Genomic DNA, 10,510 nt, shown 5'->3' on the forward strand with positions numbered 1-10,510 from the left:
TGCTTAATACGCGGGTCCGGACGGTCATATGTCTCCGGCAGCGGAAGACCTTCACCATACGACATGCCATTTGACTGCCCTGCCAGAACCACAACAAAGTAATACTCCGGGTCGCTGGTGGCACTGACAGCCACCGCCTTACCCTCATTACCGGTCACCGCCACTGGTGTGGTGACATCACCTTCCGCCGCAATGGCCTGCATCAGGGTATAAGGCGTGATGGCCACCGGACTGCCAAATGGCTGCCAGCCCTCCTTCAGTTTTTGTGTCAGTCGTTCAGCAAGGTCTGACGGCGATGCCGCCCTGACCACATCGTAGTGTTTAAATGCCATGAATCCTCCCGGCCGGGATAATGTTCTGAGTCAGAAAAGGTACAGGCTGCCCTCCGGAAACACAGAAGCCACACAGAAAAACAGCCCGCAAAGATGAAATATGCCCTTACAGTTGCGCAAGGTGATTACTCTAAGGTATTATTCCCATCGTTAATTAATTGTTCATATTGTTTCTTCTTGCCAGCCGCTCTTCCCAGGAGCGGTTTTTTTTTGCATGTAAAAAGGCTCCTGCGATGAGGAGCCTGGATATATGCCTAATCTCTGAATACTGCATGGTGCCGGGTGCCTCCCGGTGAGTTCGGCCTGGTGCCGCCAAACCCGCGTATTCTCGCTTACGATCATCAAAGAGATCATACCGTTCACCAGTCGCCCCTCCGCACAGGGGGATTCACCATGCAGAAATTTTCTAACACATCTATTATCAGACAGGCAACAACTGACTGAATTGAGATGTATTTAACATTTATGAATCTCCACCTGCTATTTTCACTGAGCTATTCTGAGTCAACGAAAAATAACTTCGCTGAATCCCCCTCCATTATGACAGGCATTAGTTTTAATGGTTACAGTCATCCCCGTAATTTGCGCACTGAGAAGAAGAGACTGAAGATTCCATCTGTTGGTAAATAATTCTTTATCACCCACTTTAACTGTAAAGGTATCGTCATCATTATATTTTGTATACTCCACCTTTCCAGTTACACAATCAGGCGTCGCCAGCGCACTTGCTGAAAAAAATGAAAGCGATGCAGCTATTAATAATGTTTTTTTCATTTTACCCCCTCAACTGCTAATAGTTCTGCGCATCAGAATTGCCCCCAGAGTGGATGAATCCCACAATATTTTATTGTGCGTAATCCCACGGACTCTTCCATCTGCCGGACACATAGAAGGAAACTCATCAGATGCCATTCTGGCAACTCGCGATGCATGATGATGACAATTCAGTATTAATGCCACGCTTCCCAGAATTGCATTAATGCTTCCAAAAGAAATTCTTCCTACACGAACAGAGTCTTGTCCATGATAGTCAGGCAGGACACTACTCAACCTTCCCCAGTTCAATGTAAGATCAACATCTTCAGCAGTCATTACATAAGAACGCCCACTGAGATCATCCAGTGTTGTACGAAATCCCCTCTGTATTTGCCGAAAACGTAAAGCTTCAGCTGTCACAGTAACAAACCGTAACATCGCTCTTGCCACAGACTGCGTCAGTGAGGTTCCACTATGCGACATTAAATCCAGATAAGAAGTAGTCAACGAATGGCGATTTATCTGCATCCCCGTACGACTGATCCCTGCAACACGCTGTAACGTGGTATAGCTACTGTCACCAGACAATGTAACCGCTGTTGTACCTGGAAAGGTAACATGTGAAAAATCAGCAAAGCGATAAAAAACATTATTTGTCCTGTTAACAAATCCTGTCACATATAAATTATTTCGTTCAACAATAAGCCGTAGATTATTAAACCGCCCTTCCTCTGGATCTATCCCTCTGACATCAACTGCAAACAAATTATCCCCTGTGCCACTATCAATCATCAGTAAAGACGTACCTCCTGATGAAATAGTCTGTAATGGAGTACCTATTGCAGAGCGAATGACATTCAGCGAATCTACATACGTCTTTGCAGTCGAGAAGTCTAAGGTAAATTCCTTCGCAACCACATTAACTGAAAAGATAACAAAGAAAAAAGTTAGCACTCTAAAAATAATTATTTTCATATTACACAATACTCCTTGAGCACCATACGATAACTATATTCTTGACATCCTCCACCCCCTGAAGGACGGCGTTTTACGGCGCACCGGATAAACGTAACAATAACGTAATGAAAATGATAATTATATTCAAAGAGAGCTGCAACCTTAACATATCTGGTCAGATCTCATGCGACTACTTGACGTACGTAGACAACAACATTTATTGATACACAGGATGTTACGGACATAAAAAAGCCAGCCACTGGGGGAGGCTGGCAAACTCGTAGAGCAAAATGCTGTTACGCAAACTTCGTTACAGGGTCATCCTGCAATACAAAAAATACACAATATTTAGAAAACTAATAGTGCCATGTGCGATTTTTAAGATTTTGTTATTAATTGTGGTCGCACCTTCCTTTCTGTGTACTTTCCGTATAGCTCACAGGATTCTGGGTACAAAAAAACCCGCGCATCGGCGGGTTAAGCAGCGTGGCAATGTAACCACTCTTATCATGATATGCAGATTTTTACGATCGTAAACTATTTTTTCGCTGATAAAATACAGAGGTTCTCCCTCCCGGCAATTCACGCTCAACATACCGATCCATCTCAAGCCTCACTCCCAGCATCATCAGCATGCCTTCAACAATCCCCTCCGCTTTGTGAAGGCGTTTACCTATACAGGTGTCAGAGCACCCATGTTTCCGTGCCAGCGCCATGAACGTCTCCCCCAACACGTAATAATCAACCAGCAAGTCATGCAGATCGCTGTTGTTCCTGTTAAGGCGAGCCATACACCCGCATATAATCATCGCGTCATCGTCACAACACTGTGGACGTGATTTTACTTTTTCGGGGATCAGCCTCTTAAATCCGGCAGCAATGGGCGACCATGTAACATCCTCACGGTTATTTGCCGCCCATGCCCCCCAGCGCTCAAGAACCTGCCGGATATCACGCATCAGTATCTTTACCCCATCCGCGGTGAACCATAAGAACACCGTTGACGATAGCGTGTCTTTTCCCTTCTTTATCGCCAATGTATTTTCTGACTGTGGCACGATTGCAGTTCAGTATTCGGGCCACTTCGGTCTGATTTCCATATGCCTCAACAAGCATGTCAGGAATGGTTTTTACGGTGAACGTCATGCGGCCTCACTTCTGCTGTTTCGCAGGTCTTTAAGTTTCTGTTGATACTCTGCCTTGATCGCCTTGCACTCTTCGACAGTCCAGCGATGGCGGCTATGGTTTGATTCGATTTCGTCTACTGCTTCCTGCCCTATGCGGTTAATCAGTTCGACGCGATACGGAACGAGATTTCCGCTTTTGTGCTGGTTGCACACCACGCATTGCTTGTGAATATTGCGTTCATCAAATCGGAGTTGAGGTGCCGCAGCAGTTGTCCGGTAATGTCCGGCATCCCACTGAGCAGACGTGATCGTTCCGCATGAGATACATGGTAAGTCGCGGTCTCTTTCTCTGATGAAGGCGTTTACGGCTTGTTGGGCTTGTTTAATCCAGTAACTGCGGGGCTTTAAGGAGAGTTTTCGAATCTTAAGTTTATCTTTCTGTTTCTGCTCCTCTCGTCGTCGTTTCTTCTCTGCTGTTTTTTCCGCCTTTTCGCGTTCTTTATTTCGTCGTTCGAGCGCTAATTTAGTTCCGTGTTCCGGGCTGCACCACCACTGATTTGAGAATGCCGGGTGAAACCATTCCTTACAGATTTTGCATTTCCTTCGCGCTGGTTTAGCCATTAAGCAGCCTCCCCTGTTACTTTAAGCATTCCGTTATCTAGCAGCTTTCTTGTCAGCCACTGTTGACCACGCCCGGTGATTTTTGTGGTGAACGATATCTGTATTCCGTGATTTGTATTGACCGCTGTTTCTTTCACTGTGAAATAGCCGCGATCCATATATTCCTGCATTGGCACATTGCGCCGGGCACCTGAAGCAATAAGGATTTTGTGATCGCGCATCCACGCAAACAGTTTGTTTGGACCAATACCAACAACCTTTGCATAGTTTCCAATCAAAATTCCGCTGGCCTCGCCAACGCGATCGGCAAACTCAACTTTAGGTGCTGCGAGAGCAAGCTGTTTCTCCAGTTCAGCCTTCTTGTCTTCAAGGTCAGCTGCAAGGCGCAATGCCTCAGAAAAGGTTTGTGGGATCTTTGCGGTTGCCCCTTCGAGTTCTCGCCAACGGTCAACAAGACGAGCGGTGAATTCCGGCGACAACTGGGCAACGACAATAATGCTGTCGCGCTTACCTTGTTCGCCTTCGAAGACGTAAGCCTCGACACTACGGCGCAGTCCTAAGTTATTGATTTTTTCGAAAACCTGCAATGCAGGAAGTTGAATAACTCCAGATTTAGCCAGGCGCTCTATTGATATTTTTACGTTATCTGGACGACTTCCCACTAACTCAGCGATTTCAATGCTTGTCATTTTGATGATACTGCTATTTATCAGCTCATTCATTGTCATGTCCTCTCACATTGAAAATTCAGTAATAAAAAACCCAGCCGAAGCTGGGTTTGTTAAGTTGTCAATTGTCAGTAGCGATGCAGTGAAGGCGGCAACTCTTTGTTCTTAAGCCTTACCCATGCGGAAAGGTTCGTTGGTCCGTCTGGCTCATTAATATCAACATCTCGTGTGTGGTTGATTAAAACATCTCTCGCCATTCCGATAACATACGAAAACTCATGACCGTAGTCGTAGCATCTGCCGGAATAGTTCGATTGAATTTGTTTTAGCGCCGGATACAGTTCGCGGAATAATGCCTGTGAGCGGTTAGCATAATCCCATAACCATACAAGGCTGTTTGCTTCTTTTGCGGAAAGCTCGTTGGTGCTCTTCTCTTGTTTGCCAGTATTTTTCTTGCACTGGCTGAAATAGCAGTCTTCCAGTTTTTCGAACACCTCCCACGCCTGATCGGTTTCGAGCATTTTTGCATGACGGGCTGCGCCTCGTTCTGTCCAGAGGATGAGGGAGCGGGCTTTCGGGGAAATTTGTAACCCTCTTAAAGATGGTTGCAAATTTTGTGAGTAGTTTAAAGCTACCCGCAAATTTTTCAGGGCATCGCCAGCCACTTTGAAAAAATGCTTTCCTTCAATAAAGCGCTCAGCATTTCTGGCGTAGTTATTTTGAATGTTCTTAACTTCAGCACCGTACAACTGCGCCAAAAGTTCGGTGGTAATAACAGGAATCTGGTTATGGGTGATCGGGGAGAGAGTTTCAACAGAGATTTGAGTTGTCATAATGACGCCCTCGAGTGGTTTCTTAATAACTCACCACCGACGACGCCAATCTTCTGGTGGTGAACTGTGCAGGGTTGGCGTAACCGGGAAACCGACCGGCGCGGATCTCTCCGCCCCCACACAGCCCACCATAATTCAGATGTGCGCGTGCATACGACAATAAAAAACACGCTCGCGGCGTGTATCTGTCGCGGTCTCTATCCAGGACGCCAATCCCGACGCCAGATTTTGCTGGCGCGTGAGGAATATAGCCCCGAATAAATCATCACGTCAATCACCTTGTTTTCCTCGCACGATGTCTTAGCCACCGGATATCCCACAGGTGAGCCGTGTAATTGAAGGTTTTTACGTCAGATTCTTTTGGGATTGGCTTGCGTTTATTTCTGGAGCGTTTCGTTGGAAGGTATTTGCAGTTTTCGCAGATGATGTCGGTGATGCTTCTTTGCTGTCGCCTCATGCCGCCCTCCTGACGCCCTGCCCGATCGCCATCAATGCCGCTTTGGATACAGTAGTAAACATTCGTCGAGGACTGATGAACGGTCGCCAAATCAGCAGCATGGAACCTTTGCTGTTTCCCTTCTTCTCCAGCCCTGTCGATGGTTCGATAAAATTAATCCGTCCATCAGTGATAATGCGAACTTCGTCGACACTCTCCAGAGCCTTGCTGAACCATCCGACTGACATATCCTCTGGCACAAGCATAACTACCGTCTGTCGCTGTTGTATGCACTGCTCAGCGGCTTTTTCCACCCACGGCCTGATATTGCTGTACGGTGGGTTATTCCAGATTGCACCGTGGCTTATCCACTCAGAATTGAGTGCGTCGTCGGCCTCAGTTAGCCAGTGAGCGCACAGAGCATTTTTGTCGCTCGCTGCTGAATCCAGCCAGAATCCAAACTCAATATCCAGCGCATCAAAAAGCCAGAGCGGCGTTTGCCAGCAGTCCTTATCGTGTGCTGGCGTATTTGATTTGATAGTCATGCAGCCCGATCTCCCCATCGCGCTTTCCACTCCAGAGCCAGTCGCGCTTCGTCTGACCACTTAACGCCACGCTCTGTACCGAATGCCTGTATAAGCTCTAATAGCTCCGCAAATTCGCCTACACGCATCCTGCTGGTTGACTGGCCTATTACCACAAAGCCATTCCCGGCAAGGTTAGGAACAACATCCTGCTGCTTTAATGCTGCGGTAAACACACACTTCCAGCTTTCTGCATCCAGCCAGCGACCATGCCATTCAACCTGACGAGAGACGTCACCTAAGCAGGCCCATAGCTTCCTGTTTTGGTCTAAGCTGCGGTTGCGTTCCTGAATGGTTACTACGATTGGTTTGGTTGGGTCTGGAAGGATTTGCTGTACTGCGTGAATAGCGTTTTGCTGATGTGCTGGAGATCGAATTTCAAAGGTTAGTTTTTTCATGACTTCCCTCTCCCCCAAATAAAAAGGCCTGCGATTACCAGCAGGCCTGTTATTAGCTCAGTAATGTAGATGGTCATCTTTTAACTCCATATACCGCCAATACCCGTTTCATCGCGGCACTCTGGCGACACTCCTTAAAAATCAGGTTCGTGCTCATCTTTCCTTCCCGTTCTTCCCTGGTAGCAAACCGGTAATACACCGTTCGCCAGACCTTACCTTCGATAACCAGAAGACCTGCCCGTGCCATTTTAGCCGCGGCCTGATTTATGCTGGTTACTGTTGCGCCTGTTAGCGCGGCAACGTCCGGCGCACAGAAGCTATTATGCGTCCCCAGGTAATGAATAATTGCCTCTTTGCCCGTCATACACTTGCTCCTTTCAGTCCGAACTTAGCTTTAATTTCTGCGATCTTCGCCAGAGCCTGTGCACGATTTAGAGGTCTACCGCCCATAACAGGAAGTTGTTTTACTGGTTCAGGTATCGTCTCACCACGGTTAATTCGCGCTGTCATACAGGTCAGTTCATCGGCAGCCTTGCGCCGTAATTCCGCATCAGTAAGCGCATTGGCCCGCATGTTCTGATACAGGTTGGTAACCAGCCAGTAGTGCGCGTTTGATTTCCACGGATAAGACTCCGCATCCGGATACAGGCCTCGCTTCCGGCAATACTCGTAAACCATATCAACCAGCTCGCTGACGTTTGGCAGTCCGGCGATAACGGATGCTTCTTCCCGGCACCATGCAACAAACTGCCCGGGTGATGGCAGAAATGGTCGATTCTGCCGACGGGCTACGCGCATTCCTGCGTTAACCTGTTCCATTGTGGTGATCCCGTTTTCCCGGAAAGCCAGCACCCACTGGCGGCGGATTTCGTTCAGTTCGTTCTGGTCTCGGTTAGCCAGGCTCGCCGGGAAAGTTGCCAGTAACTGGCTGAACACACCGTTGATGATCTGCGCTACCTGCTGTACCTGCGGCTTTTCGTCGTACTGTTCCGGCATGTTGTTGGCGATCCGACGCATCTGCTCACGGTCAAAGTTAACCATCTGTGCGGCGATGTTTTTCATAGATCCACCCCGTAAATCCAGTCTGTGTTTGTCAGGTCGAGTTTTGGTTTGCTGGCTGTCACGACTGCCTGTTGCTTGTTACGGTTGATTTCGAGCTGGGTCCACTTGTCGCGGAGTTTGGCCGGACTCAGCACGTTACCGGACCAGAAGTTGTCCTGGCAGGCCCAGCGGAAAAGTACACACATGTCGCGATGGTTACGTCCGTCACGTTCACGCATCAGGCGGATATCGTTAGCCCACCCAGCAAAATTCGGTTTTCTGGCTGATGGCGCGATGGTCTTCACCATGTCAAACATCCACTCTGCGGCGGTCAGGTCTTCTGCTGTCCCCCACTTGCTGCCGCTCTGAATTGCAGCATCCGGTTTCACCACAGAAAGGTCGTTCTCTGGCTGGTCAGAGGATTCGCCAGAATTCTCTGACGAATAATCTTTTCTTTTTTCTTTTGTAATAGTGTCTTTTGTGTCCCCCTGTTTTGAGGGATAGCAATCCCCCAATTTGAGGGATGTTTTATCCCTCGTTTTAGGGGATTGTCCCTCGTTTTGAGGGATACACCATTCTGAGATGTTTTTATTTGGTCCAAACATGCCGCCTTGCTGCTTGATAATATTCATTCTGACGAGTTCTAACTTGGCTTCATTGCACCGTTTGACAGGTAACTTTGTAATCTCGCTAAGTTGAGAATCGGTGATTCTGTCCATTGGTTTATTCCACCCATAGGTTTTACGCAGAATGGCAAGCAGCACTTTAAACTGTCGCTTGGTCAGATCTGCGCCCGAATAAGCCTCAAGCAGCATATTTGATAGTCTGGCGTAACCATCATCGAGATCTGCCACATTACGCTCCTGTCCGGCAAAGTTACCTCTGCCGAAGTTGAGTATTTTTGCTGTATTTGTCATAATGACTCCTGTTGATAGATCCAGTAATGACCTCAGAACTCCATCTGGATTTGTTCAGAACGCTCGGTTGCCGCCGGGCGTTTTTTATTGGTGAGTCCATCAAGCGCATACTTAAAAGCCCTGCTAATCGGACTGATGTCTGATGCCATTCCGAAAGCACACAAGACCGAAGCAATAAATCTCCAATCCGTTCTGCTTATCTTCGATTCATGACAGCCAATCATCTTTGCCAGACCGCGCTGGGTAATAGCTGACAGATTGATAAGTAAATCTGTTTCTGCGCGATCAACGTCACGCTGTGATAGTTTGCTGTAACTTGTTCTTTCCATTTCTTAAGATTTCCAATAGTGAATAGTTAGTTGAAAGGTATGCGTGGAAACGCATATGGCCTTAGTTGGTCAGATATCTTGGAACTCGCTTTTCAGCGACGTAGGACGAATGTCCGTTGTTACAAAGAGCGGATCCGCTTATTAAGCGGCTTTGTGTTCCGGCGGGAACACGTCATCAAGACTGACTTTTGCGCCTAACTTGTTTAGGCACGCAACAAGAGCACGGCATGTTTTAAGGTCTGGGAAGCGACGACCAGATTCCCAATGTCCGATAGCTCCCTGTGTGCATCCAACTGCCTTAGCAAGTGTTGTTTGAGAGATATTCAGTGACTCTCGATATTTTCGTAGGTTGCTCATATGCCCTCCATAGTAAACACGAATAAAAAATACAATATGTACTTTACGAATACAAGTAAAAATACACATTGTGCATGGATGGTTCCAGTACAAAGCGTAATAATAAGGACATGAAAATGAAATGGTATGAACTGGCTAGATCCAGAATGAAAGAGCTCGGCATAACTCAAGAGAAGTTAGCCGAAGAGCTAGGTATGACGCAGGGTGGGATTGGACACTGGTTGCGCGGATCTCGTCATCCATCTCTTAGTGATATTGGTGTGGTGTTTAAATACCTTGGTATTGATAACATATCATTCAACCACGACGGGACATTTTCACCTGTTGGCGAATACTCATCGGCCCCAGTTAAAAAACAATATGAGTACCCTGTTTTTTCTCATGTTCAGGCTGGGATGTTCTCTCCAGAACTCAGAACCTTTACCAAAGGCGATGCGGAGAGATTGGTAAGCACAACCAAAAAAGCCAGTGACTCTGCATTCTGGCTTGAGGTTGAAGGTAACTCAATGACCGCACCAACAGGTTCCAAGCCCAGCTTTCCTGACGGGATGTTAATTCTGGTTGACCCTGAGCAGGCTGTTGAGCCAGGCGATTTCTGTATAGCCAGACTTGGTGGTGATGAGTTTACCTTCAAGAAACTGATCAGGGATAGCGGTCAGATGTTTCTACAGCCACTAAACCCACAATACCCAATGATCCCATGCAATGAGAGTTGTTCCGTTGTGGGGAAAGTTATCGCTAGTCAGTGGCCTGAAGAGACGTTTGGGTGATGTGACTGCATGTAATTTATCAAAAGCGCACATACCCTATGCTAAACAACTTACTGATTAATTTACTGAAAATCATTTATTAAAAAATAAGGATTGCCAATGAATTTTTCGGAAGAAAAAAATAAAGATTTCCCCAAAAAAGTACAAACTTCGCTATTTGAAGTAGATTGTAATGACGGATACTCATTTGTAGATGTCTTGAAGACATGCGAAAATTTCAAACAAAACTATGACTTTGAGTACTCTAACGACACTCGGGCAAGGATAAAAAGTCTAATAGTTAACGATGACCAAATCTTTGCTGGGATAACACTCTATGAGCCCAAAGCTTTGGTCCCGGTAACTCCAAAAGATGGAGACCATAACGATTTGCAGGATGTAGAT

Annotated in this window: 17 protein-coding genes and 1 pseudogene; 2 read left to right on the plus strand and 16 right to left on the minus strand. The window is 46.9% G+C overall.

The window, feature by feature from the left end; translation table 11 throughout:
- From E0D98_RS17625 to E0D98_RS17720, 16 genes are all read right to left on the minus strand, one after another.
- Positions 1–332, minus strand: a 332-nt coding sequence (locus E0D98_RS17625) for a DUF1737 domain-containing protein (protein ID WP_131890795.1), incomplete at its 3' end; no start/stop codon positions are given.
- 504 nt (positions 333–836) lie between these two features.
- Positions 837–1,106 carry a Shiga toxin Stx1a subunit B gene (stxB1a, locus tag E0D98_RS17635; protein ID WP_000752026.1) on the minus strand — a complete coding sequence of 90 codons (270 nt, stop codon included), beginning with the start codon at positions 1,104–1,106 and terminating at the stop codon, positions 837–839.
- A 9-nt stretch (positions 1,107–1,115) separates the two neighbouring features.
- On the minus strand, positions 1,116–2,063 hold the full coding sequence (gene stxA1a / locus E0D98_RS17640) for a Shiga toxin Stx1a subunit A (RefSeq protein WP_000691354.1): 948 nt from the start codon (positions 2,061–2,063) through the stop codon (positions 1,116–1,118).
- A 506-nt stretch (positions 2,064–2,569) separates the two neighbouring features.
- A complete protein-coding gene (locus E0D98_RS17655) occupies positions 2,570–3,004 on the minus strand; it encodes an antiterminator Q family protein (RefSeq protein ID WP_047086627.1) in 435 nt (144 codons plus the stop codon).
- Positions 2,997–3,191, minus strand: coding sequence for a phage NinH family protein (locus E0D98_RS17660; protein WP_000144767.1), 195 nt, complete (start codon positions 3,189–3,191; stop codon positions 2,997–2,999). Before E0D98_RS17660 ends, E0D98_RS17655 begins: the two co-directional genes overlap by 8 nt.
- Positions 3,188–3,793 (minus strand): recombination protein NinG, encoded by a 606-nt coding sequence (locus tag E0D98_RS17665; protein WP_047086626.1) that lies wholly within the window; start codon positions 3,791–3,793, stop codon positions 3,188–3,190. Before E0D98_RS17665 ends, E0D98_RS17660 begins: the two co-directional genes overlap by 4 nt.
- Positions 3,793–4,515, minus strand: a complete 723-nt coding sequence (locus E0D98_RS17670; protein WP_047086624.1) for a DNA-binding protein — start codon at positions 4,513–4,515, stop codon at positions 3,793–3,795. The genes E0D98_RS17665 and E0D98_RS17670 overlap by 1 nt, the downstream gene beginning before the upstream one ends.
- A 74-nt stretch (positions 4,516–4,589) precedes the next feature.
- Positions 4,590–5,294, minus strand: coding sequence for a phage antirepressor Ant (locus tag E0D98_RS17675; protein ID WP_000211413.1), 705 nt, complete (start codon positions 5,292–5,294; stop codon positions 4,590–4,592).
- Between the two features lie 274 nt (positions 5,295–5,568).
- A complete protein-coding gene (locus tag E0D98_RS17685) occupies positions 5,569–5,751 on the minus strand; it encodes a NinE family protein (RefSeq protein WP_001254210.1) in 183 nt (60 codons plus the stop codon).
- Positions 5,748–6,275 (minus strand): phage N-6-adenine-methyltransferase, encoded by a 528-nt coding sequence (locus E0D98_RS17690; RefSeq protein WP_000153270.1) that lies wholly within the window; start codon positions 6,273–6,275, stop codon positions 5,748–5,750. The genes E0D98_RS17685 and E0D98_RS17690 overlap by 4 nt, the downstream gene beginning before the upstream one ends.
- A complete protein-coding gene (locus E0D98_RS17695) occupies positions 6,272–6,712 on the minus strand; it encodes a recombination protein NinB (protein ID WP_000736903.1) in 441 nt (146 codons plus the stop codon). Before E0D98_RS17695 ends, E0D98_RS17690 begins: the two co-directional genes overlap by 4 nt.
- 73 nt (positions 6,713–6,785) lie before the next feature.
- Positions 6,786–7,076, minus strand: a complete 291-nt coding sequence (locus tag E0D98_RS17700; protein ID WP_000145931.1) for a protein ren — start codon at positions 7,074–7,076, stop codon at positions 6,786–6,788.
- Positions 7,073–7,774 carry a replication protein P gene (locus E0D98_RS17705; protein WP_000788869.1) on the minus strand — a complete coding sequence of 234 codons (702 nt, stop codon included), beginning with the start codon at positions 7,772–7,774 and terminating at the stop codon, positions 7,073–7,075. The genes E0D98_RS17700 and E0D98_RS17705 overlap by 4 nt, the downstream gene beginning before the upstream one ends.
- The gene (locus tag E0D98_RS17710) at positions 7,771–8,670 is read right to left on the minus strand and encodes a replication protein (protein ID WP_001580590.1); all 900 of its coding nucleotides are present in this window, start codon (positions 8,668–8,670) and stop codon (positions 7,771–7,773) included. The genes E0D98_RS17705 and E0D98_RS17710 overlap by 4 nt, the downstream gene beginning before the upstream one ends.
- Before the next feature lie 32 nt (positions 8,671–8,702).
- A complete protein-coding gene (locus tag E0D98_RS17715; protein ID WP_000442609.1) occupies positions 8,703–8,999 on the minus strand; it encodes a CII family transcriptional regulator in 297 nt (98 codons plus the stop codon).
- Between the two features lie 141 nt (positions 9,000–9,140).
- The gene (locus E0D98_RS17720; protein WP_000067727.1) at positions 9,141–9,356 is read right to left on the minus strand and encodes a helix-turn-helix transcriptional regulator; all 216 of its coding nucleotides are present in this window, start codon (positions 9,354–9,356) and stop codon (positions 9,141–9,143) included.
- 74 nt (positions 9,357–9,430) lie between these two features.
- Between E0D98_RS17720 and E0D98_RS17725 the strand changes: the two genes are divergently transcribed.
- Positions 9,431–10,126 (plus strand): LexA family transcriptional regulator, encoded by a 696-nt coding sequence (locus E0D98_RS17725; RefSeq protein ID WP_096855865.1) that lies wholly within the window; start codon positions 9,431–9,433, stop codon positions 10,124–10,126.
- A gap of 99 nt (positions 10,127–10,225) precedes the next feature.
- Positions 10,226–10,510: pseudogene (locus E0D98_RS27545) on the plus strand (hypothetical protein); the annotation flags it as partial.

This window comes from Escherichia sp. KCJ4928 (assembly GCF_004352695.1).
Taxonomy (GTDB): domain Bacteria; phylum Pseudomonadota; class Gammaproteobacteria; order Enterobacterales; family Enterobacteriaceae; genus ECMA0423.